Genomic DNA, 21,906 nt, shown 5'->3' with positions numbered 1-21,906 from the left:
CCGCGGCTGTTCGCCTCCGGTCTGTGTCTCACTGAGCCGCCGAACGGGTCAGTAGACGAGAAAGGATGATTTATGTGGGCGTATCGCAGTGCATGTACTATGCGACTTGTCCGATTCAACGACGACAGGCTCGGCCTGTTGACCGACGACGGCATCGTAGACGTTACCGACCGCCTCGGTCTCGAGACGAACGACCCGCTCCGGGAGTACGCGACCCGCAATCTCGACGCGAGCGAGTTCAGCGACGCCGATGCGGACTACGACCGCGGCGAGGTACGTATCGAATCACCCGTTCGCCGCCCCGGAAAGGTCATCGCCGCGCCGCTGAACTACGAGAACCACGTCGAGGAGGCCCTCGCGGACAAAGATATCGTCACCCAGGAGTGGTTCACCATCGAGGATAAGGGCTACTTCCTCAAGGCCCCCTCGAGCGTCGCCGGCCCGGAAGACGGCATCGAAGTACCGTTCAGCGACCGGCGCGTCGACCACGAGATCGAACTCGCGTTCGTCATGGGTGAGGACGTCAAAGATATCGATAGCGACGATGTCTGGGACGCCATTCTGGGATACACGATCCTGCTCGACGTCTCGGTTCGGGGCGATCAGGACCGCTCGAACCGAAAGTCCTACGACACCTTCACGATCATCGGCCCCTGCGTCGCGACGCCGGACGAAATCGACGATCCGCACGACCTCGAGATGGAACTGCAGCTCAACGGCGAGACCCGCCAGCAGGAGAACACGGGCGAGATGATCTACAGCTGTGCTGACATCGTCGAGTACGCCTCGATCGGCGCGACGATCGAAGCCGGCGATGTCATCACTACCGGCACGCCGGAAGGCGTCAGCGCGATTACCGGTGGGGATACGATCGACGCCGAAATCGAGAGCGTCGGATCGATGGTCGTCGACGTGACCGAGCGCGACCTGTCCTTCGAGGACGTCGACGTGGAGAAGAGCCAGTTAAACGAGTAGCTGACAGCGTTCGACCCTCGACGCGTACGATCAGCCGTTTCTTTCGTTTCGCCGTTTCGCGACGCCGACGGAGTCACGACCGGTTTTGTCTCCGCCTACTGCGACGGCCTCCGTCGTCGTGGCGTTCGCCGTCGAGCGAGACGAGCGCGTCGAGGGCGACCGCTCCGTCCGGTCTCGCGAGCAGCGGATTGATCTCGACTTCGCGGACCGCCTCGCGTTCGGCCACCAGATCGCCGACGGCGACGATCGCCTCGGCGACCGCTTCCCGGTCGACTGCCGGAGATCCGCGGTAGCCGTCGAACAGCGGCGAGGCCTCGAGTTCACGCGTCATCTCGAGTGCCGTCGCCGTCGAGACCGGGGCGATTCTGTGGCTCGTGTCCCGAAGGATTTCGACGGCGATTCCGCCGAGACCGACGAGGACGGTCGGGCCGAACGACGGGTCTCGCGTGGCACCGACGATCACTTCGAGGCCGGCCTCGATGTCGATCCCTTCTTCGATGAGGACTGCTTCGTCGAGATTCCGGTCGGCCGCGGCATCGAAGATTCGCGTTGTGGCCGTTCGAACGGCATCGGCGTCGGCGAGGTTCACGTTCACGCCGACGCCGCCGGCCCACTCGCTCTTGTGCTGGATCGACGGCGCGGCAACCTTCGCGACGACTGGGAAACCGAGTCGCTCGGCCGCTTCGACGGCCGCATCGGGAGCGTGCACGAGTTCACCCGTCGGGGTTACAAGCCCCCGATCGGCGATTACTGTTTTCGCTTCGGATTCGGTCAGCGCGGTCCGGCCATCCGTCAACGCCGCGTCGACGGGTGTGAGAGGGTCGGTCATCGACTCACCTCTGCGCCGGGGCTCACGGCATCAGGGGCCCGGGTTCGTTTCGCGGCCCGGACGAGCGCGGCGACGGCGTCCGCGCCGGCCTCCGGCGTTCGGTAGGTCGGTACGCCGAGGGCCTCGAGTTCGGGGAGTTCCTCGCGCAGGGTGTCGTCGGGGCCGCCGGTGGCGAAGACGATCGGTTTGTCGACCGCGCTGACGAGTTCCTCGAGCGTTTCGGTCGGGTAGCCGATGCCGTCCTCGTACAGTTCGTAGACGAGGACGATGTCGATGGTGTCGTCGCGTGCGACGGCGGCGACGACGTCGCCGAAGGCGGGCATCGGCCGCCCGGTGTCGACCGGATTCGCGGAGAAGGTGATGCCGGGGAGGATGTCTTCGATGACGGCTTGCGTCTCCGGGTCGAGCGAGGGCAGCGTCGCACCGGCGGCCTTCAGTCGGTCCGCGATGGCGATCCCCGGTCCCGCCTGGGCGGTCACGACGCCGACGTTCGGCCCGTCGGGTCGGGGACAGGTCGCGAGCACGCGTCCACCGTCGAGGAGTTCGGCCGTCGACCGGACGGTCGGCACGCCGTACTGGGCGAATCCGGCTTCGTAGAGTTCGTATCGACCGGTCAGCGCTCCCGTGTGGGATTCGGCGAAGTCGCCGACGTCTTGCTCGCCGACGTTGTAGGCGAGGATCGGCGTCTCCGCGGCCCGGCAGGTTTCGAGGAGGCTGCGCGCGTCGTCCGTCCCTTCGACGTGTAGCACTATCGCATCGGTCCGGTCGTCGCCGTCGAAGTACGCAATCGCCTCGTCGAAGCCGACGGTCGCTCGGTTGCCGAGGCCGACCATCGCGGAGACGCCGATGCCGCGATTTTCCGCCTGAAACGCGAGCGAGTAGGCCAGCCCGCCGCTCTGTGCGACGATCGCCAGGTTCCCCGCCGGAACCGTCTCGATGCCCGTCGCAAACGTCGCGTACAGGCTTTCGTCGGGAACCAGAAAGCCGCTCGTGTTCGGTCCGAGGAGGTCGACTTCGTTCTCGCCCTCGGTCGCCGCCGCGACGAGTTCGTCCTGCAACTGCTCGCCGTCCGCTCCCGCTTCGGCGAACCCGCCGGCGAAGATGACCGCCCCGCCGATTCCCGCCTCGCCGCACTCCGCGATAACGCTCGGCACGACCGGTGCCGGAACGCAGACGAGCGCGAGATCGACGGGACCGTCGATGGCTCCCACCGAGTCGACGAACTCCCGGCCGAACACCGACCCCGAGGCGGAGGGGTTGACCGGGTAGACCGGCCCGTCGAATTCGATCGCGTTCTGTACGGCTTCGTACCCCATCTTTCCCGGCGTGTCGGACGCCCCGACGACGGCAATTCCGCTGGGGTCGAATACGTCTTGTACGGCCATAGCAACCGTGTTGTTTCAACGGCGTGAAAACGTTTTCCCCGCGTGTAGTCTCGGATGATGACGATGCGCCGCTCGTCGCCGCATCGACCGCCTCGAAGGGCGCGTCGGTCGTCCCCGGTAGCCCGTACCGACGGGCGTCGCCGTTTCCGAATCGAAGAGGAACGCGCGCTACCGCGCCGCCCCGTCGTCCTGCGGGGGCAGATCGTACGCGTGCGGCAGCAGTTCGGTGTACACCGGTTCCGCCCTGTTTCGAGCCCGGAAATACCGTCCCGTCGGGATGAATGCAGGCGTCGTCATTCGCCGCCGAAGAACTCGGTCGAGACCGTCTCGCGTTCGACGGTTCCGGTGTCGGTTCGGGGGAGCGGCTCGGTCGCCACCGCGTACTCGCGCGGGCGCTTGAAGTTCGCGAGCTGGTCGTGGTCCTTACAGAACTGATCGAGGTCGTCGACGTCGACATCCGCGCTTTCGGTGTAGATGACGCAACCGACGCGGTGGCCCCAGCGTTCGTCTTCGACGCCGACGACGACGGCTTCGTCGATCGAGTCGTGCGTTTCGACGATACCTTCAACGTCTTCCGGATAAACGTTCTCGCCGCCGCTGACGATCATATTATCGACGCGGCCGACGATGTACAGGTAGCCGTCCTCGTCGACCGTCGCGCAGTCGCCGGTTCGGAGCCAACCGTCGACCAACAGGCGGTCGGTCTCCTCGGGACGGTCTAAGTACCCGTCGCACATTCCCGGATTCCGCATGAGTATCTCGCCCGTCTCGCCCGGGTCGACGGTCGCGGTCGGATCGGGATCTTCGTCGGGTTCGGCGGCTTCCACGACCCGGAGTTCACACGTGAACGACTCGGTGCCGATCGTTCCCGGGTGGTCCTCCTGGGCGGAGGGGTGTGCGAACGTCAGGTTGGGCCCGCCTTCGGTCAGTCCGTAGGTGTTGTACACGCCGTCGGTCAGGTATTCGGCGGCCTTCTCGATGAGCCCGTCCGTGACGATCGAGCCGCCGGTGCGGATGTACGAGAGCGTCTCGATGTCGTACTCCATCTCCGCCTGCGCGTCCGCCAGCGCGTGCAACTGCGTCGGAACCGCGAGCATTCCCGTCACGTCGTGTTCCTCGATGAGAGTCAGCGCCTCGTCCGGATCGAAATCGGACTGGACGACCATCGTCGCTCCGGCCTGGATGTGCGGAAGGATCCAGGCGTCGGAGGTGACCATATGATACCACGGCGTCGTCACCAGCGCCGTGTCCGTCTGTTCGATCCCCATCTCCATGACGACTTGCGTGCTGCCGTACCACAGCTGTTCCTGGTCGAACAACACGGCCTTCGGCGTGCTCGTCGTCCCGCTCGTGTAGAAGACGCCGTGTTCGCCCTCCGGCTGCGGTTCGACCGGCTCGGTCGAGGCGTCGGAGAGGAGTACGTCGTAGTCGATAACGCCGTCGCGCTCGATCGATCTCTCGCCGGCGTGTATCGCCCGCTCGAACGGGACGCGGTCGAGTACCGCAAGCGCCGTCTCGGCGTTCGCATCGTCGAAGAGGAGAACGCCCGCATCGGTCGGCTCGAGCATCGACGCCAGCGCGCCGGGGCTCTCCCGAAACGGGAGTTGGACGTTTCCGACCCCCCGCTTCTGGCTCGCGAGCATCGCTTCGATCGCCGCCGGCCCGTTGACTGCAAGCGTCGCGAGCCGTCGACCCGGAGCGCGCTCGGCCAACGCGTTCGCCAGCCGCGTCGTGCGGTCGTCCAACTCCCCGTACGTCTGCGACCGTCCACCCTCGGTGATAATCGCCGTCTTCGACGAGTGACACCGGACCGTTCTCTCGAACGCGTCTCTAAGATTCTGATTCATCCGCTTACGTGTGGGAGGGGATACCGAGGGTATTAATAATTATGGTGTCGCGATTCGTTGCCGCTCGGCGTGCTGCTTCGGACAGCGTTCCGAGCTTCCAAAAGCGTCCCACCCGCACGATTCGGCCCGACTTCGTCGGTTGATACCTTTACTCGCTCAACCAGACGACGGGTGCGGCTGTCACCCGTACACCAGTCGCAGTTCGACGTCGTCGACCGCTTCGAGCAGGCGCTCGGACAGATCGTCTTCGATCCGCTCCTCCGTAACCCGGTTTGCGGCACCCGCGATGGTGACGGCCGCGACCGGCCGGCCGTCGGTGATGACCGGCGATGCGATCGCGTGCAGTCCTCGAAGGTCCTCCTGTGCGTTCATCGCGTAGCCGCGGTCTCTAACATCCGCGAGTTCGTCGAGCAGGGTCTCGCGATCGGTGATCGTGTTCTCGGTTTGTGCCGGCAGTCCGTGGCGGTCGATGATCGCCGAGACTTCGTCGTCGGGGAGGTGAGCCAGGATCGCCTTGCCGGCCGAGTTCGCGTGTAAGTAGACCCACGTGCCGATCGTCGAGTCGAAGGTGAACGCCTCGTTGTGGGCAACGCCGTAGATGAACATCCCCATCCCGTTTTCGTGAACGATGAGCCAGGCCGCCTCGTTCGTCTCGGCTGCGAGCCTGTCGACTCGATTCTTGGCGGCGTGATAGACCTCGTACTGGTTCCGAACGTGGATGCCGGCGGTGAAAAACTGGAGTCCGAGACGATACTGACCGTCCTCTTTGACCACGTACCGGTGGCGTTCGAGCGCCACGAGGTGTTTGTGAACGGTGCTCTTTGCGAGATCGAGCTGATTGGCGAGTTCGGTGACGCCTGCGCTGTTCGTTCGCTTCAGGCATTCGATGATGGCGAACAGTGTCTCGTCCGATTTGATTGATCGTCCACCGATATCACGATTTTCCATAGGAATTCTTTCTGTCGCATCTATATAAGAGATGCTCAAGACTTCTAGTAGATCGGACCGGGAAACAAATCTCGCTTGTTCGCTGTGACGAAACGGAGTAGTTGGCCTCTCAACAATATTTCGCCGCAATACGATTACAGGTGTACTGGTGTAAAATACGCTGCGAAACTCGCGCCAACAGTTCATGAACCCGATATGAACTCGTTGCACGGGATTCTCAGCGGAGGGGGATGATCATAAATTATAGATCATCCGAGATGGGGGATGCGTTTCCTGAGAGCGAACGACCTGTGTGGTCTGAACTCGTGGCACAATCCGGCGTGTCCACACGAGTCGCTATCACAACAGCGGTGTGTGGCCGCCCGGTCGACCACAATGTATAAGATATGGTGATGTGATAGCACACCTGTAATGGTATCAGCGTCGGTAACACAGCTAATGGAATTTGCGATCGACGGGATCACACAGGGGCTCGTCCTGGCTCTGCTCGGACTCGGAATCACGATCGTGTTCGGACTCGGTGGCGTGCTCAACCTTTCGATCGGGGTCTTTTCGGCGATCGCGGTCGTCATCGCGATCGAACTCCTCGGGATCACGTCGAGTCTCCCGCTCTCGATCGTCCTCGCCGTCGTCGCCGTCACCGGACTCGGCCTGGTCGTCGACAAGTCGCTGCTCTCGTTCGTCTACCGATCCGAGGGCGAAGAGCGGGTGTTGCTCGGGATTTTCGTCACGCTCGGGTTGGCGACGCTCCTCGACGGACTGCTCGTTATCGCTCGTCCGTCGTCGTACTCGCTGTCCGTCGGCGTTCCGTCGACGACGGTCTTCGGTGCACAGATCCGAGGTTCCTCGATCGCGATTATTGTAATCAGTCTCGCTCTGTTCGCGGGGCTGTATTACTTCTTTCGCCGAACGTACCTCGGACGGGCGACGCGAACGGTTCTGCAGGACGAGACCGGAGCGGTTCTCTGCGGAATCAGCCCGCGAAAGATGCGAACGCTCGTGTTCGTACTCAGCGCGTCCATCGCGGCGGTCGCGGGGATACTCTACAGTTTCACCCAGCAGGTCGGTGCAGCGGAGGGATTCGAGCTGACGATCCTGGCGCTGATCGTGTCCATCGTCGGCGGCGTGACGAGCATCGTCGGTGCGGTCGCGGCGGGACTCGTCCTCGGTCTCATTGCCACGTTCACGAGCGCGTACGTCGGCGCATACGTCGCCGAAATCGCTCTGTTCGCGGCCGCGATCGTCGCACTGCTGCTCCAGCCGGAGCAGGTCGCATAACGAACTCGGTACACACGGACACTGGAATACCAATGATACACGCACTACTCACCCGCGTCGGTGGCACTGATTGGGAGACAATTCGGTTACCGCTCGTCCTGGGACTACTCGCACTCGTTCCTCCGGTCGTCTTCCGCGAGGGTGCGACGTACGTTTCCCGACTGATCATCCTCGCAGCGATTTTCGCGACGCTCGCGATGGCGCTCAACATCGTCTTCGGACACACGGACCAACTGTTCCTGTTCGTTGGTGCACTGACTGGAATCGGCGCGTATACTACCGCGCTCTCGGCAGAGGCGTTCGGCGTCTCGCCGTGGGCGACGCTCCTCGTCGGTGCCGTCCTGACCGGCGTAATCGGTGCGCTCGTCTGTTACGTTGCGGCGAGGCTCCAGTTTACCGTCATCCTGATCGCAATCTTGACCCTCGCGCTGCAGTTTGCGGTCATCGAGTTCTTCGTCGGTGCCCGCGACATCACCGGCGGGAGCACCGGGCTCATCTTCTCGGGCCTCGGATTCGAGTCGCTCCAGGAGGGGTTCGGCATCCACGAGCACGTGATCCTCTATTACCTCGTGCTCGCGCTCCTCGGCGCGACGTTCGCCTTCTACGAGTGGCTTCGCAACTCGACGTACGGATTGGCCTTCGACGCGATCCGACAGGACGAGGTCGCCGCCGAATCGATCGGCGTCGACGTGGTCCGGTACAAGGTTCTCGCGGGGTTCACCAGCGCCTTCATCATCGGGCTCGTCGGTCCGCTGTACGCGCAACTGGAGGGATTCGTTATCCCCGGCCTGTTCGAGTTCCAGGTGATCGACGTGCTCGTCCTGATCATCCTTATCGTCGGTGGGATGCGGACACTCCTCGGGCCACTCGTTGGGGCCGGACTCGTCATCTGGATAGACGAAGGACTGGCATCCACGGGAGAGTGGCGAACGGTGATCTTCGGCGCACTCCTGATCGTCCTCTTCCTCTATTTCCGACAGGGCGTCGTCCCGTTCGCGGACCGCATCCTGAACGATCGATTCCGAACTCGCGAGCGGATCGCGACGTGGCGCGAAAGCTAGCGAGAAGGGGCACAACCCCCGTCATCTCCCGTCAGCTCTCCTGCGCATTTTCTCGACCACCGCAGGGCACGCACGTGACCGCGACTCCCATCCCAAAAAGAGAGCAGTATGCGACAGTCCCCACTGAAAGTCACTGCACACCCGATCGCACGGGGGCTGTACGATCGGTGTGAAGCGTTTCAGTTGCACTATAGCCGTCCCGGGCTACCATTCCCTCGGATCGATCGCCGAGAGGGTATCCGTCCGGTAGACCTCGTGCAGATCGAAGTCGCCGTCCGGATAATACGCCGGTGCCTGCGTCTCGAACCCGCTCCAGATCAGCGAGTAGTTGTCCAGCTCACCCCACTCCGTATACTGGACCGGTTCGGCGTAGATCGTGTCGAACTCGAGTTGGCGCGTTCCCGCTGCAACGTCCTGTGGATCGGCCGACTCCTGTTGGCGCATCGCCTCCGCGATCAACTGCACCGTGACGTATCCGGCTGCCTGCGTCGGGCCGAAATAACCGCCCGTCTCCTCGTAGAACCGGTCGGCGATCTCCCGGTACTCCTCGGAGTACACGTCCGGAAGGTGACCGAACGTGAACCCGTTCGCGACGGCGTCCCCGATCCCGTTGTAATTCGTCTCGGGCGGATCGACGGCCCCGGTCATCAGTTCGGGTTCGAGCCCGACCTCCATCATCTGACTGAACATGTCGTTCAGTCCCGGCGGATGTCCCGAGCCGACCAGCACGTCCAGATCGCTCGGCATATCGCGGAGGTACGGCGCGAAATCGCTCTCCCCCTGCGGTGCCGTCCGCATCGTGAGGTCGATACCGCTCGGGAAGGTTTGCTCGATGGCTTCCTCGGCTGCGATGCCCCACGCGTAGTCGGCGTTGATCGCTCCGATCGTCTCGTACCCGTTGTCTTCGATGATGTCCGCGACGGCCTGGATGAACGCCGGCGCGGGCGGCAGCGCCGTCCGGAACGTGTAGCTCGAGTTCCGCGAGAGAATCTCGATGTCGCCCGACGTGTGCAAGAACAGCGGCACCTCGAGTTCTTCGGCGTTCTCCGAGGTCAGCACTCCCACGTCGCTCGAGACCGGGCCGACGGCGGCGACGGCGTCCTCAGTTTCGACGAGCCGGTTGAGGATCGTCACCGCCTCGCTCGGTTCCGACCCGGTGTCCTCCGCGATATGTTCGAGTTCCTGATCGAGGATGCCGCCGTCGGCGTTGATCTCCTCGATCGCGAACTCGATTCCCGCCGTGTGGGCGTCTCCGTACAGGGCAAAGGGTCCCGAGTGGGGCTGTAGCCCCGCAATAGTGTGTGTATCGCCGCCCCCGCTCCCGCCCATGCACCCGGCCATAAGTCCGATCCCGACGCCGGCACCGGTCGATTTCAGCACCGTTCGACGCTGTATTCGGTGTAATCCCGTCTCTGGCATTTGTACCACGGTACCAACTCACACTTGCCATCCTTCAATCTTTTTGTCGCCGGTCCGCTCGCGAGTGAGTTGGTGCCTGCTCGCGGCACTCATGGGACGCCGTCGGCCCGGTTCGGGGACCGCTGCGTGCTAGCCGCGGAGATACGCCTCCACGACGTGGTCGCTCTGGAGTAACTCCGACCCCGTTCCCTCGGCGGCGATGCGCCCGTTCTCTAGCAGGTAGGCCCGGTCCGCGAGTTCGAGCGCCCGATCGACGTGTTGCTCGACGAGCAAGACGGTCACGTCCGTACTGATCTCTTCGATCTTCTCGAACACCCGCTCGGCGAGTTGCGGGGCGAGCGCACCGGACGGTTCGTCCAGCGCGAGGATGTTGGGTTGTGCCATCAACCCGCGGCCGATCGCGAGCATCTGCTGTTCGCCGCCGCTTAACGTCCCCGCCTTCTGCTCGCGGCGCTCCTCGAGAACGGGGAACATCTCGACGACTTCCGCGTGCGTCTCCTCGAACTCGTCACGGTGTTTGTACGATCCCATCCGCAGGTTTTCGGCGACCGTCATCTCGTCGAAGAGATTTCGCTCCTCGGGCACGTGGACGAAGCCGAGGTCGACGATTTCCTCGGCGCGACGGGTCGAGATATCCGAGCCGAGAATCTCGATCGTCCCGGCGGACGGCTCGAGTAGGCCCGAGAGCGTTCTGAGCAGCGTCGTCTTGCCCGCGCCGTTCGGACCGACCAGCGTCACGACCGAATCCGACTTCTCAATTGCCATCGACGCATCCCAGAGCACCTGCAGATCGCCATAGGAGACGTCGATTCCGTCGACCTCGAGCAGCGTCATACCTCCACCCCGCCGAGGTACGCCTCGGCAACCTGTTGATCGGACTGCACCTCCGCGGGCGTTCCGTCGGCGATCTTCGCGCCCTGATTGAGAACGATGATCCGATCCGTCGCACCCATGATCGCATCGACGATGTGCTCGATCCAGAAGACGGAGATCCCGCGCTCGGAACGGATGCGCTCTAACGTCTCCGTCAGCGTCTCGAGTTCAGTCGGCGTGAGACCGCTGCCGATTTCGTCGACGAGGACGAACGCCGGCTCGGTCGCAAGCGCCCGGGCGAGCTCGAGCAGTTTCCGGTCCGCGATGTTGAGTTCGCCGACCGGGTCGTGGGACTGCTCGTCGAGGCCGATGAACTCGAGCAGTTCGTAGGCCCGCGTTTCGGCGCGGGCTTTCGAATCGCCGTTGCCGAAGACGGCGCCGATGGCGACGTTCTCGACGACGGTCGCCTCGTCGAACGTCCGTGCCGTCTGGAAAGTCCTGGCAACGCCGGCCCTCGCGATTTCGTGTGGTTTGCTGCCGGTAAGCTCCGTCTCGTCCAGGATGATCGTCCCCTCGGTGGGCGGATGGACGCCCGTAATCGCGTTGAATAGCGTCGTCTTGCCGGCTCCGTTCGGCCCGATCAATCCGACGATCTCCTCGTCTCCGATCTCGAAAGTTACGTCGTCGACGGCGACCAGCCCGCCGAACGATTTGCTAACGCTCGTCACCCGAAGCATGCTCTGCGCTTTCGACGCATCCGTCATAAATGATGTGGTAACGAAACGCATGGGTGGCGATAGACGCTGACAACCGCTCGCCGAACCACAACGCTTCCGACGAGTTCGCTTCACAGGTCGCCCGCATCGGTATGGGACACCCGTCCGTCGGTGCCGCGAACTCGTTCGTCTCCAACTCGCGATCTCATCGTCCGCACCCATCGTCCACAGCGTTTTACCGGAACGACTCAGTCGCGAACGCCGTCGAGAGCAGTTCTGAGTTCGTTGGGGACCGGCACGCCGCCGTCGCCGTCGACGGGAACGCAGACGCGGTGTTCCGTCCCGCTGAAGACGACGGTATCGTCGTGCGTGGCTCGGTACTCCAGTTGCACGCTCGATTCGCCGACCGAGGGAGTCAGTTCGATCTCGACGTTGTCGCCGGCTTCTACCTGGCCCGTAAAGTCGAACTCCATCGAGACGAGCGGGAGCCCGATCCCGTGTTCGTCGGTCAGTTCCCAGAAGGGCCAGCCGATCGATTCCATGAGCATATCCGAGGTTTCGTGGATCGCGTCGATCATCCGCGGGTAGTGTGCGATGCCGAACGGATCCGTGTCCGAGAATCGAACCGTCCACGTTCGTGTGAAACTCATGTGGTGTCTCGTACTGAGAGGGTCGAGTCCTATAAGAATTCTCGAACGCCGCCGACGGATCAGTCCGTCCTCGGACACTGGTACCCACCCCCTCGTTCGGTTCGCCCCGGTGACGGCAGCCGCCCACCTCAACCGACAATAGTTATGTATCGGCGCGTTCACGTTTCTTTTCATGGGTGACGATCACAATTCACACGGAGCGTCCGCACCCGAACCTGAACTCGAGCGCGTTCTCGAGTTGACCGTCGAGGTCGAAGAACCGATCGAGATCGGCGAGACGGGCGACGGACACCGTCGCATCATCCCGATTAGCGGCGGTACAGTGACGGGTCGGTGTAACGGACGAGTGCTGTCGGCCGGCGCGGATTACCAGCTCTTTCGGGCCGAACGGCCGACGGAGTTGGTAGCGAAGTACGCCTTCGAGACCGACGGTGACTCGCGAGTGTACGTGGAAAATCGCGGCATCCGGCGGGCTCCGTCGGAGGCGAGCGAACGGCTCCGAGACGGCGATCCGGTCGATCCCGATGCCGTCTACTTTCGCTCGGTGCCGTCGTTCGAAACCGCCGACCCGGAACTAGACTGGCTCACGCGGCACGTCTTCGTCGCCGCCGGAACACGCCAGCCGACAGGCGTCAGGCTGGCGGTGTATCGCGTCGGATAGCCGTTTTCTCTCGTCCGCGTGAGGCTTGTTTTTCCGCGATAGCGCCCGCAGCGTCGGTATTTTCACCGGCAATACGGTGTCCACCGATGAACCGGATAGTGTGATTCACCCCAGGCCGTAACGAGTTCAGGGAGCCGACCAGTGACGACAGTTCGAGGTCGGCAGTAACCCGTTCGTGAGCGGCTGCCGATCTGTGGTCTCCGTCGGTCAGGTCCACGCGAGGAGCCGGCCGCGAAGGTATCGCAGCCCGCGGTCGAGGGTGAATCCCACGATCATAATGGCGATGAGCGACGCGTACACCTGCGCCGACTCGAACGACCGGACGCCCTGGATTTCGAGGTGGCCCAGCCCGCCGCCGCCGGCGACCATCTCGAAGACGAACGTGACGATCAGCGCGATCGGCAGCGCGATTTGGACGCCCGAGATGATCCCTGGTGCTGCCGCCGGAACGACGACCCGTCGGAGCAGTCGGCGATCCGAGGTCCCCATCATTCGCGCCGACCAGACGAGGTTCTCGTCGACCTCGCGGGTCGCGTTGCGGGCGTTGATCGCGACCGGCCAGAAGCAGCCGACGGCGACCAGCATGATCTTCGGCAGGTCGCCGGTTCCGAACCAGAACATGAAGACGGGAACGAGCGCGATCACCGGCACCGGGTAGCCGACCTCGATGATCGGGTCCCAGAACCAGCCCACGATGCGGTTCCGGGCGGCGAGCACGCCGACGACGATACCGAGGAGACACGCGAGCAGGAGACCGGCCATCGCCCGGCGGAACGTCAGGTACGCGTGTTCGAGCATCGTGCCGTCGGCAGTCAACTCGTAGAACGTAGCCAGCACGTCCGATAACGGCGGCAGGAAGTAGGAGTGGACCATGTCGTACTGCGCGACGAACTCCCACAGGAGCAACAGCAGTACGAGCGAGTAGATCGATTTGGCGGCGGCGATCGCGTCGTTGCGATCGAGGCCGACCGTTCTGGTCACGTCCATGTGACCACCCTCCGTTCGAGCCACTCGTAGCCGCGGACGGCGACGAACGCCGTCCCGGAGATGACGACGAGGACGGCGAACATCGACGTGTAGTTTCCGATCTGCCCGTGCCGCAGGATTTCGAAGCCGACGCCGCGGTTCGAGGCGATGAGTTCGGCGCTGACCAGCGCGATGAACGCGATCGGGATCGCCTGTCGAATCCCGGTGAGGATACTCGGTATCGTCGCCGGGACGACGACCTTGATCGGGAGTTTCCACGCGGGCATTCCCATCATCCGCGCCGACCAGAGCAGGTTTCGATCGACGTTTTGCGCGGCGTTGTAGCTGTTCAGGACGATCGGAAGCAAACAGGCGAGGAAGACGATCAGGATCGCCGTCTCCGTACCGACGCCGAGCCAGAGGATCGCAAGCGGCACGAGTGCGGCCTTCGGGACGGGGTAGATCAGCGCCAGGAACACCTCGAAGAAGTTCTCGATCGGCTTCACGCGGGCCATTCCGACGCCGAGTGCGACGCCGACGACGATGCTCAGGCCGAGTCCGACGCCGATCCGGTAGAGCGACACCTGCAAGTGCGGGAGGATCCGTCCGGAAACGAGCAACTCCCACGAGACCGCGAAGACGGCGGACGGCGGGGGCAGAATCTCGCTCGAAACGGCGGTTCCGCTCGCCAGTTCCCACAGTCCCGCGACGATCGCGATCGGAATCCACTCGAAGGCGAATCGGACGATCCGTCTGAGTGGATTCGGTATCGTTTCCACAACTGTCTCCAGTCGGAAGTCGGCGTACGACATGCGCTCAGCGTTCTCCTCCGGGCGTCGTTTCTTCCCGAAGCGATTGCCACACATCGTTCTTCGTGGCGGTGTACTCGTCGGACAGAACGAGTTCTTCGCGGGGCTGCGTGCGGTCCAGGTCGATACCGACGGTGGTCTTTTTGGTCCCCGGGTGGCGGGTCATGATCAGCACGCGTTCGGAGAGATACACCGCCTCCTCGACGTCGTGGGTGATGAAGATGACCGTCTTTTCGAGGTCGCGCCAGATGTCGATGAGGTGGTCCTGGAGCGATTCGCGAAGCGGTTGGTCGAGCGCGCCGAAGGGTTCGTCCATCAGGAGGATCTTCGGATCGTACGCGAGCGTTCTGGCGAGCGCGACGCGCTGTTTCATCCCGCCGGACAGCTCTTTCGGGTACTTGTCCTCGAAGCCGTCGAGGTCCATCATGTCGATGAACCGCTGGGCGGTCGCCCGACGCTCTTCCTTGCCGACGCCCTTTTCTTCGAGTCCGTACGTGACGTTTCCCATGACCGTTCGCCACGGAAAGAGCGCGTAGTCCTGGAAGACGACGCCGCGGTCGGTCCCGGGGCCGTCGATCGGGTCGCCGTCGACGGCGATCGTTCCCGTCGTCTGTTCGAGAAAGCCGGCGACGAGATAGAGTAGCGTACTCTTGCCACAGCCGCTCGGACCGACGACGCCGAGGAACTCGCCGCTCGGAACCGTCACCGAGAAGTCCTCGATCGCCGTCGTTCGTTCGTCTCCCGACTCGTACACTTTTTCGAGTTCGGTGATCGTCACGTGTCCGTCAACCATCGTCTCGTGCGTCGATTTTGCGTTCGGGGGGTGCTGTCGGTGGGCCTGCGTTCGGTTCATGGTCGGATCTCGTGGTCCTCACGGGAGGTACTCGTTGGTCGCGTACTCCTCGACGTCGAACGTGTCGTCGGTGAACCCCATGTCGTGCATCTCGTCCATCGCGTACTGGAGGCGCTCGGTATCGATCTCGATATCGTCCCGGTAGTAATCCGCCTCGGTCAGGAAGAACGAATCGACTACCGGTTCGGGAAGTTCGAAGTGGTCGCTGGCCAGGGAGACGACCTCGTCGCGGTTCTCGAACATGTAGTCGACGACCGTAACGTAGTCTTCCATCCACGACCGCACGGCCGACTCTTTCTCTTCGAGAGCGGTGTTCGAGGCGACGATGTACGCGAACGGATACGCCTCGTCCCAGACGTCCTGACTGGAGAACACCTCATTGAAGCCGTTGTCTCGAGCCTGGGGCGCGAACAGCGCGGGGTAGATCGCAACGTCGAAGATGCCGTCCTCAAGCCCGGCCGTGAACGTCGGAAAATCCTGCTCGACGAACTCGACGTCTTCGTCGGGATCGAGTCCGAGATCGAGGAGTTGGCGCTGGTACACCGAGTGGATTCCGGTTCCCAGAGCGTTGACGCCAAGCGTCGCTCCCTCCATATCCGCCGGTTCGGTGATGTCCGAGTCGCTACGTGAGAAGATCGTGAACCCGTAGTGGTCCGCGTGTGCGTCCCAGAAGTCCGTCGCGAGCATCGTGATGTTTCCGGGGACGGCTTCCTGCACCACCGCGGAGGCGTAACTCACCGTCGTCACGAGACAGAGATCGGACTCCCCGGCTGCCAGCGCGTTCAACGAATCCGGAGTGCTCGAGTTCTGCGAGACGTCGAGTTCGTACTCCGCACCGATGTTGTCGAGTTGGTCCTGGATGTCGGGGATATCCAGCAAGGAACCCAGGTTCTCGACCGGGACGGTGAAGTTGAATCCGAGCGTCCCATCACCGCTTCCCCCGCCGAGACAGCCGGCCAGTCCGGTCAGGCCGACGGTGGCTGTGGCCCCACTCTTGAGGAATGTCCTCCTGTCACGTGGTAGCATACACCTCTCAATTCTCGTAAGGTGGTAAAAAGATTGTGATCAACCGGCACTCACGACGCCGGGCACGGATCGCCGATTCGGTCGGCGAAAGAGGTGATAACCATGCGGCGGGCTTTCGTCGCTCGGCGGTCCATCGGGCCGCGCCTTGTCTTCATGAAACCGCGTCTTGCACTCGTGTAACTGCCGTTGAGAATCAGTCGCAAAGATTTATACGGCTGATGGAGCCATGTTGAGGCGTACTATGGACGACAGCCCACGAACAGTGCCTCCAGCAGCGGCCGACATCGGCGTCGATCCGCTCTCGCAGGGTGATCTAGAGATCGAAACGTACCGCGTGGTACGTTCCGACGGCTCGTTCGACGCCGAACGAGTTCCGGATCTCGACGACGAGGCCTTCCGCGATCTCTACCGCTGGATGCTTCTGCAACGCATCTACGACGAGCGAGCGACGAAACTCCAGCGACGCGGCCGCCTCGGGACGATCGCGTCCGGCCACGGTCAGGAGGCCAGCATCATCGGCAGCGGCTACGCACTCTCGCGCGACGACTGGATCTTTCCGTACGGACGCGAGGCCGGCGCGTTGTTGTTACACGGTCTCTCGATGCGCGACCTGCTGTTGTACTGGCGGGGCGTCGAAGACGCCTCCCGAATGGAGGGGGCGAACGTCTTCGGCATGGCCATCTCGATCGGGTCGCACATCCCGCTTGCGACCGGCAAGGCCTGGGGACTCGAACTCGACGGCGAGGACGCCATCGCGTTCGCGAATCTCGGCGACGGGGCGACCTCGACCGGCGCGTTCCACGAGGGGCTGAACTTCGCCGGCGTCCTCGGTGTCCCGGCCGTATTCTTCTGTCAGAACAACCAGTACGCGATCTCGCTGCCGTTCGACGAACAGACGAACGCCGAGACGGTCGCCCAGAAGGCCCTGGCGTACGGCGTCGACGGCATCCGCGTCGACGGCAACGACGTGCTCGCGGTCTACAACGCGGTTTCGACGGCTCGCGAACGCGCCCTCGAGGGAGCGCCAGTTCTGGTCGAAGCCGTCACCTACCGGCGCAGCGCGCACACGACGAGCGACGATCCGACGCGGTATCGCTCCGGCGACGAGGTCGACGAGTGGGAGGAACGCGATCCGTTAGCGCGATACCGGGCGTTCTTGGAGCGGACCGGACGCTGGGACGCGATCGACGAGGACACGATCCGTGAGGAGGTCGAGGCGGAGTTCGACGAGGCTGTCGACGCCGCCGACGCCGTCGAGGAACGCGGCATCGACGAACTCTTCGCGTACCTCCACGAGGAGATGCCGCCCGAGTTGGAGCGCCAACTCGAGGAATTGCGCGACCTGCTGGAGGAGCGACCGGACATGTACGAGTTCATCGAACAGCGGCCGAAGGGGTAATGTCATGAACGCAACAATCATCGATGCGATCAACGACGCACTGCACGCGGAGATGCGAAACGACGACCGGACGCTGGTCTTCGGGCAGGACGTTGCCGAGTCCGGCGGCGTCTTTCGGGCGACGGACGGGCTCTTAGCGGCGTTCGGGTCGGACCGGGTCCTCGATACGCCCCTCTCGGAGATCGCGATCGTCGGTAGCGCGGTCGGCCTGGCGACTCACGGGTTCCGACCGATCGCGGAGATTCAGTTCTCCGGCTTTCTGCCGCCGGCGTTCGACCAGTTGGTCACGAACGCCAGCCGGATTCGGTGGCGAACGCGCGGCGAACTCACCGCGCCGATGGTCGTTCGGACGCCCTACGGGGCCGGCGTCAGGGCGCTCGAACACCACTCCGAGAGTCTGGAGGGAGCGTACGGCCACGTTCCGGGGCTTACGGTCGCGATCCCGTCGACGCCGCACGACGCCAAGGGGATGCTCATCAGCGCCATTCGCGATCCCGATCCGGTTCTGTTCATGGAGCCGAAACACGTCTACCGTTCGCTGCGCGAGGACATCCCCGAGGGAGCCTACACCGAGCCGCTCGGCGAAGCGGCGATCCGGCGGGAAGGCGACGACGTGACCGTCGTCTCGTGGGGTGCGATGATGCACAAGACGCTCGAGGCCGTCGACAACCTCGACGGCGTCGACGCCGAGGTGATCGACCTGCGGACGATCTCCCCGCTCGACCGGGAGACGATCACCGAGTCGGTTCGAAAGACCGGCCGCTGCGTCGTGGTCCACGAGGCGGCCAAGACGGGCGGGTTCGCCGGCGAACTCGTCGCGACGATCAACGACGAGGTCTTGCTGTATCTGGAGGCGCCGATCGAGCGCGTGACCGGCTTCGACATCCCCGTTCCGTTGCTCTCGATGGAGGACTATTACGTTCCGCACCCGCCACGGATCGAGGAAGCGATCACGAAAACCGTCTCCTACTGACGGGACTCGAGCAAGGACGGGTCGGCCTCGGCTTCGGACCCGTGTCTGACGTGGTCTCGACGACCGAATCGGGAGAAGCGGGCGTTTCGACGGTCGTCCCCGATCGTGAACGAACTGCGTCGGCCGTCGAAACAGTTGCCAGGGACGAATAGCTATTAGTACATTGCGAACGGTCTATCGTGTATAATGACAACGAGCGACACGAAACCGGAAACACCCGTGAAAACGGCACAGACGACGTTTCGAATCGTCGAAGCGCTCAAAGAACTCGACGGGGCGACCGTAACGGCAATCGCCGACCGACTCGAGCTGCCAAAGAGCAGCGCTTACAACTATCTCAAAACGCTGGAACACGAGGGCTACGTCGTCAGTGACGGCCGGACGTACGAACTCGGCCTTCGGTTCCTCGACCTCGGGGCGTACGCTCGAACGCAAAAGAAGCTGTACGACGTCGGCAAACCCGAACTCAGAACCGTCGCCGACGAGACCGGTGAACTGGCCAATCTCCTCGTCGAAGAGAACGGGTACGGTGTGTTCATCGTCCGAGAGCGAGGCTCGGATGCCGTCAGTATCGATTCCTACACCGGCCAATGCGTGCACTTGCATACGACGGCGCTCGGCAAGACCGTACTCGCCTATCTCCCGCCGGAGCGACGAGAACAGATCATCGACAGTCACGGTCTCCCGGCGAAAACGGACCGGACGATCACCGACCGGGAGCCGCTGCTCGACGAACTCGAAACGATCAGACAGCAGGAGGTCGCGTACGACCGGGAAGAGCGTATCAACGGGTTACACTGCGTCGCAGTGCCCGTCTTTAGAGACGACCGGATCTCCGGTGCGATCAGCGTTTCCGGTCCGAGCAGCCGACTGGACGAGGACCGAATCCAGGAATCGATCCTGCCGAAACTCCGCCATGCGGCGACGATTATCGAACTCAACCAGACGTACTCGTAGCCGATACGGCGATCCGCCGCCGGACCGGTCGCGTCCTCTCGACCCGCCACGTCACGAGCCGATGAACCGGCTGCTGTTCGATTCGGAACTCGCTGACCCTCGTTCGTGAAATACGAACCCCTGTTCGGCTACGAGTTCCTGATCGTCGCTCGAGTTCAACCCGCAGAAATGCGTTCACTTGCTGTGTTTCGTCTCTCACAGCCGAGACGACGCTGATACGGAGTATTACAACCATACCTATGTAAAAATATCCGTACCGAAACCGGAATCCTTTCCGATGATGTTTCGGTCGTCCGGAAGGAGTATTCGCTTCTGACGAATGCGTCGTTACCACGATAGCTGTGACGTCCGGCCCGCCTTCGGCCGTAACTGCCAGTAGATATTTAGTACTTGTTCAGCAAACAGGTCGTAATGGCTAGTACGAGTCTGCGCCCGCGCTCGGATCTCACACGCTCCGAGAGCGAGGATACGCGAACTGAAGCGGATCGGCTGCGAGCGGAACGGAACTTCTGGCGACACCTTTTCGACCAGTTAGTCGAAGAGTTCCCCGAACCGGTGTTGGTCGTTAACGACGACGGCGTCATCACCCACTGGAACGAGGAACACGCGGCGCTCACCGGGATCAGCCACGAGGGGGCTATCGGAGAGAAGGCGATCGACGTTATCGGGACCGATGGGGTCGACGAAACGCTGGCAGAAGAAATCGCCAGAACGGGCGAATCGGTCAGGGAGGACGATGTCCGATCCGGTCAGAACGATGGCGACGAGTGGCACATTCGCGCCGCTGGGACACCCCTCGAAGCTCCCGACGGCGACGTTATCGGCGCGTTCGAGTACGTGAGCATCGTTACCGATCTGGTCGAACAGCGCGAGGACGTAAAACGCGTGCAGGAATCGATCAGTGATACCGTCAACGGTGCGGTCGAAGAGTTGCTCGCCGCGAGCGAGACCACCGCTGAGACCAACGCCGAACTCGAAGCGTTCGCCGACGACCAGGTCGCGAACCTCGAATCGGTCCGCGACGAGATGGAATCGCTCTCGGCGACCGTCGAGGAAATCGCCGCCAGCGCCACCGAGGTCAGCGACCAGAGCGCGACCGCGGCCGAACTGGCCGACGAATCCAGGGCGGCGACCACGGAAATCGTCTCCTCGATCGACGAGGTTCGCGACGCGACGACGACGCTCGCCGAGAACAGTCGCCTCCTGGAAGACCGGGTCGAAGAAATCGATACGGTCGTCGATGTCATCGACAATATCGCGGACGAGACCAACCTACTGGCGCTGAACGCCAACATTCAGGCGGCACAGGCAGACACCAACGTCGCGGGCTTTCGCGTCGTCGCAAGCGAAGTCAAAGAACTCGCCGATCAATCGAAATCGGAAGTCGACACCATCGAAGACATCGTCGGAGAGATTCGAACCAACACCGCCGAAACCATCGAAAGCGTCGAAACGACGCTCGATCGCGTCGACGACGCCATCGAACACGCACGGGTCGTCGACGACAAACAGTCCGAAATCGAAACCGCAGCCACCGAGGCGGCCACCGGCGTCGATCAAATTGCCGACGCAACCGACGACCAAGCCGCAAGCGCCGAAGAGATCGCGAGCATGCTCGACTCGTCCGTCGACCAGATTCGGGACATCGCAACCGAGATCGAAACGCTCTCCGAAACCAACGACAGCCAAGCCGAACGCGTTCGCAACGTCCGCGATACCGTTCGCGAACTCGAAGCGGAACTGTAGCCACCGACCGCACCGTCGAGAAACTGTTCTACAAAAGGTATATATGCTATCCCATCACATGATTCCGTAATGGTGTCTGTGGGTAGGCGATACGCCACCGTCCACGCCGGTACCACCGCGAGTCAACAACTCGCTGCAATCGCCTCGCCCAACGGCTCCACGGTCAGACGCGGCCTTGCGAACATCGCCCCGGGCCGAAGGAACGACGTTCCCGACAGTACCCACCACACCCCGACCCCGCGATCGCACGGACGGATCGCCCGCGTCAGCTTCGCTCCGATCCACCCATACGGTGACCCCCGATGAACGATTACGAACTCACACTACAGGTCATGCTCGAACGGGCCACTGACCTCTTTTCCCACAAAGAAATCGTCTCCGAAGAACTCGACGGACGGACCCACCGCTACACGTACGCCGATGCGTCCGACCGAATGGGACAACTCGCACACGCACTCGACGAACTCGGCGTCTCCCCCGAAACGCGACTGTCGGTGATGGCGCTCAACCACCACCGCCACTACGAACTCTACTTCGCGCTCCCCTGTAGCGGTCGGAGTATCCACCTGTCTCTTATACACATCTCTGAGCGGGC

21 protein-coding genes are annotated in these 21,906 nt (G+C 62.9%); 9 read left to right on the top strand and 12 right to left on the bottom strand.

Annotation, left to right across the window (positions count from 1 at the left end):
- The first annotated feature begins 99 nt into the window (after window positions 1-99).
- On the top strand, window positions 100-975 hold the full coding sequence (locus tag C480_RS20230) for a fumarylacetoacetate hydrolase family protein (protein ID WP_006667520.1): 876 nt from the start codon (window positions 100-102) through the stop codon (window positions 973-975).
- Window positions 976-1,048: 73 nt separating this feature from the next.
- Here C480_RS20230 and C480_RS20225 read toward each other — a convergent pair whose 3' ends face one another.
- The 4 genes from C480_RS20225 to C480_RS20210 all read right to left on the bottom strand — a co-directional run bounded on the left by C480_RS20225 (window position 1,049) and on the right by C480_RS20210 (window position 5,984).
- Window positions 1,049-1,804 (bottom strand): acetate--CoA ligase family protein, encoded by a 756-nt coding sequence (locus C480_RS20225; protein WP_006667519.1) that lies wholly within the window; start codon window positions 1,802-1,804, stop codon window positions 1,049-1,051.
- On the bottom strand, window positions 1,801-3,189 hold the full coding sequence (locus C480_RS20220; RefSeq protein WP_006667518.1) for a CoA-binding protein: 1,389 nt from the start codon (window positions 3,187-3,189) through the stop codon (window positions 1,801-1,803). Before C480_RS20220 ends, C480_RS20225 begins: the two co-directional genes overlap by 4 nt.
- Before the next feature lie 293 nt (window positions 3,190-3,482).
- Complete coding sequence (locus tag C480_RS20215) at window positions 3,483-5,036, bottom strand: class I adenylate-forming enzyme family protein (protein ID WP_006667517.1); 1,554 nt, start codon at window positions 5,034-5,036, stop codon at window positions 3,483-3,485.
- Window positions 5,037-5,216: 180 nt separating this feature from the next.
- A complete protein-coding gene (locus C480_RS20210; RefSeq protein WP_006667516.1) occupies window positions 5,217-5,984 on the bottom strand; it encodes an IclR family transcriptional regulator in 768 nt (255 codons plus the stop codon).
- 438 nt (window positions 5,985-6,422) lie between these two features.
- Here C480_RS20210 and C480_RS20205 point away from each other — a divergent pair, with 438 nt between their 5' ends.
- Both C480_RS20205 and C480_RS20200 read left to right on the top strand, forming a co-directional pair.
- Window positions 6,423-7,262 (top strand): branched-chain amino acid ABC transporter permease, encoded by an 840-nt coding sequence (locus C480_RS20205; protein ID WP_006107348.1) that lies wholly within the window; start codon window positions 6,423-6,425, stop codon window positions 7,260-7,262.
- 32 nt (window positions 7,263-7,294) lie between these two features.
- Complete coding sequence (locus C480_RS20200) at window positions 7,295-8,323, top strand: branched-chain amino acid ABC transporter permease (protein WP_006667515.1); 1,029 nt, start codon at window positions 7,295-7,297, stop codon at window positions 8,321-8,323.
- A 204-nt stretch (window positions 8,324-8,527) separates the two neighbouring features.
- Here C480_RS20200 and C480_RS20195 read toward each other — a convergent pair whose 3' ends face one another.
- From C480_RS20195 to C480_RS20180, 4 genes are all read right to left on the bottom strand, one after another.
- Window positions 8,528-9,742, bottom strand: coding sequence for an ABC transporter substrate-binding protein (locus tag C480_RS20195; protein WP_006667514.1), 1,215 nt, complete (start codon window positions 9,740-9,742; stop codon window positions 8,528-8,530).
- 129 nt (window positions 9,743-9,871) lie between these two features.
- Window positions 9,872-10,576, bottom strand: a complete 705-nt coding sequence (locus C480_RS20190; RefSeq protein ID WP_006667513.1) for an ABC transporter ATP-binding protein — start codon at window positions 10,574-10,576, stop codon at window positions 9,872-9,874.
- Window positions 10,573-11,292 (bottom strand): ABC transporter ATP-binding protein, encoded by a 720-nt coding sequence (locus C480_RS20185; protein ID WP_049904121.1) that lies wholly within the window; start codon window positions 11,290-11,292, stop codon window positions 10,573-10,575. The genes C480_RS20190 and C480_RS20185 overlap by 4 nt, the downstream gene beginning before the upstream one ends.
- A 227-nt stretch (window positions 11,293-11,519) precedes the next feature.
- Entirely contained in the window at window positions 11,520-11,921 is a 402-nt protein-coding gene (locus C480_RS20180) for an acyl-CoA thioesterase (RefSeq protein WP_006667511.1), read from the bottom strand.
- Window positions 11,922-12,093: 172 nt separating this feature from the next.
- Here C480_RS20180 and C480_RS20175 point away from each other — a divergent pair, with 172 nt between their 5' ends.
- Window positions 12,094-12,582 carry a DUF3237 domain-containing protein gene (locus C480_RS20175; protein WP_006667510.1) on the top strand — a complete coding sequence of 163 codons (489 nt, stop codon included), beginning with the start codon at window positions 12,094-12,096 and terminating at the stop codon, window positions 12,580-12,582.
- Window positions 12,583-12,789: 207 nt separating this feature from the next.
- On the opposite strand, the gene C480_RS20170 is transcribed toward C480_RS20175, so the two are convergent.
- From C480_RS20170 to C480_RS20155, 4 genes are read right to left on the bottom strand one after another with little or no spacing between them, the layout of a single operon-like run.
- Complete coding sequence (locus C480_RS20170; RefSeq protein WP_006667509.1) at window positions 12,790-13,569, bottom strand: ABC transporter permease; 780 nt, start codon at window positions 13,567-13,569, stop codon at window positions 12,790-12,792.
- Window positions 13,560-14,360, bottom strand: a complete 801-nt coding sequence (locus tag C480_RS20165; RefSeq protein ID WP_006667508.1) for an ABC transporter permease — start codon at window positions 14,358-14,360, stop codon at window positions 13,560-13,562. Before C480_RS20165 ends, C480_RS20170 begins: the two co-directional genes overlap by 10 nt.
- Before the next feature lie 4 nt (window positions 14,361-14,364).
- Window positions 14,365-15,210 carry an ABC transporter ATP-binding protein gene (locus C480_RS22740; protein ID WP_006667507.1) on the bottom strand — a complete coding sequence of 282 codons (846 nt, stop codon included), beginning with the start codon at window positions 15,208-15,210 and terminating at the stop codon, window positions 14,365-14,367.
- Between the two features lie 18 nt (window positions 15,211-15,228).
- Complete coding sequence (locus C480_RS20155; protein ID WP_006667506.1) at window positions 15,229-16,236, bottom strand: ABC transporter substrate-binding protein; 1,008 nt, start codon at window positions 16,234-16,236, stop codon at window positions 15,229-15,231.
- A 241-nt stretch (window positions 16,237-16,477) separates the two neighbouring features.
- On the opposite strand from C480_RS20155, the gene C480_RS20150 reads away from it, so the two are divergent.
- The 5 genes from C480_RS20150 to C480_RS20130 form a co-directional block, all read left to right on the top strand.
- Window positions 16,478-17,635 carry a thiamine pyrophosphate-dependent dehydrogenase E1 component subunit alpha gene (locus C480_RS20150; protein ID WP_006667505.1) on the top strand — a complete coding sequence of 386 codons (1,158 nt, stop codon included), beginning with the start codon at window positions 16,478-16,480 and terminating at the stop codon, window positions 17,633-17,635.
- A gap of 4 nt (window positions 17,636-17,639) precedes the next feature.
- Window positions 17,640-18,608, top strand: a complete 969-nt coding sequence (locus C480_RS20145; protein ID WP_006667504.1) for an alpha-ketoacid dehydrogenase subunit beta — start codon at window positions 17,640-17,642, stop codon at window positions 18,606-18,608.
- Window positions 18,609-18,794: 186 nt separating this feature from the next.
- Entirely contained in the window at window positions 18,795-19,565 is a 771-nt protein-coding gene (locus tag C480_RS20140; RefSeq protein WP_006667503.1) for an IclR family transcriptional regulator, read from the top strand.
- A 411-nt stretch (window positions 19,566-19,976) separates the two neighbouring features.
- The gene (locus C480_RS20135; RefSeq protein ID WP_006667502.1) at window positions 19,977-21,311 is read left to right on the top strand and encodes a methyl-accepting chemotaxis protein; all 1,335 of its coding nucleotides are present in this window, start codon (window positions 19,977-19,979) and stop codon (window positions 21,309-21,311) included.
- A 302-nt stretch (window positions 21,312-21,613) separates the two neighbouring features.
- On the top strand, window positions 21,614-21,906 hold a 293-nt coding region (locus C480_RS20130), incomplete at its 3' end, for an AMP-binding protein (RefSeq protein ID WP_006667501.1).

Source organism: Natrialba aegyptia DSM 13077 (genome assembly GCF_000337535.1).
Taxonomy (GTDB): domain Archaea; phylum Halobacteriota; class Halobacteria; order Halobacteriales; family Natrialbaceae; genus Natrialba; species Natrialba aegyptia.
The sequence above is the reverse complement of the archived record's forward strand: the minus strand, read 5'-3'. Positions and strand labels throughout refer to the sequence as shown.

Coding starts and splice junctions, on each gene's coding strand:
- C480_RS20230 (WP_006667520.1), top strand. CDS start 100: ATGCGACTTGTCCGATTCAACGACGACAGGCTCGGCCTGTTGACCGAC.
- C480_RS20225 (WP_006667519.1), bottom strand. CDS start 1,804: ATGACCGACCCTCTCACACCCGTCGACGCGGCGTTGACGGATGGCCGG.
- C480_RS20220 (WP_006667518.1), bottom strand. CDS start 3,189: ATGGCCGTACAAGACGTATTCGACCCCAGCGGAATTGCCGTCGTCGGG.
- C480_RS20215 (WP_006667517.1), bottom strand. CDS start 5,036: ATGAATCAGAATCTTAGAGACGCGTTCGAGAGAACGGTCCGGTGTCAC.
- C480_RS20210 (WP_006667516.1), bottom strand. CDS start 5,984: ATGGAAAATCGTGATATCGGTGGACGATCAATCAAATCGGACGAGACA.
- C480_RS20205 (WP_006107348.1), top strand. CDS start 6,423: ATGGAATTTGCGATCGACGGGATCACACAGGGGCTCGTCCTGGCTCTG.
- C480_RS20200 (WP_006667515.1), top strand. CDS start 7,295: ATGATACACGCACTACTCACCCGCGTCGGTGGCACTGATTGGGAGACA.
- C480_RS20195 (WP_006667514.1), bottom strand. CDS start 9,742: ATGCCAGAGACGGGATTACACCGAATACAGCGTCGAACGGTGCTGAAA.
- C480_RS20190 (WP_006667513.1), bottom strand. CDS start 10,576: ATGACGCTGCTCGAGGTCGACGGAATCGACGTCTCCTATGGCGATCTG.
- C480_RS20185 (WP_049904121.1), bottom strand. CDS start 11,292: ATGCTTCGGGTGACGAGCGTTAGCAAATCGTTCGGCGGGCTGGTCGCC.
- C480_RS20180 (WP_006667511.1), bottom strand. CDS start 11,921: ATGAGTTTCACACGAACGTGGACGGTTCGATTCTCGGACACGGATCCG.
- C480_RS20175 (WP_006667510.1), top strand. CDS start 12,094: ATGGGTGACGATCACAATTCACACGGAGCGTCCGCACCCGAACCTGAA.
- C480_RS20170 (WP_006667509.1), bottom strand. CDS start 13,569: ATGGACGTGACCAGAACGGTCGGCCTCGATCGCAACGACGCGATCGCC.
- C480_RS20165 (WP_006667508.1), bottom strand. CDS start 14,360: ATGTCGTACGCCGACTTCCGACTGGAGACAGTTGTGGAAACGATACCG.
- C480_RS22740 (WP_006667507.1), bottom strand. CDS start 15,210: ATGAACCGAACGCAGGCCCACCGACAGCACCCCCCGAACGCAAAATCG.
- C480_RS20155 (WP_006667506.1), bottom strand. CDS start 16,236: ATGCTACCACGTGACAGGAGGACATTCCTCAAGAGTGGGGCCACAGCC.
- C480_RS20150 (WP_006667505.1), top strand. CDS start 16,478: ATGGACGACAGCCCACGAACAGTGCCTCCAGCAGCGGCCGACATCGGC.
- C480_RS20145 (WP_006667504.1), top strand. CDS start 17,640: ATGAACGCAACAATCATCGATGCGATCAACGACGCACTGCACGCGGAG.
- C480_RS20140 (WP_006667503.1), top strand. CDS start 18,795: ATGACAACGAGCGACACGAAACCGGAAACACCCGTGAAAACGGCACAG.
- C480_RS20135 (WP_006667502.1), top strand. CDS start 19,977: ATGGCTAGTACGAGTCTGCGCCCGCGCTCGGATCTCACACGCTCCGAG.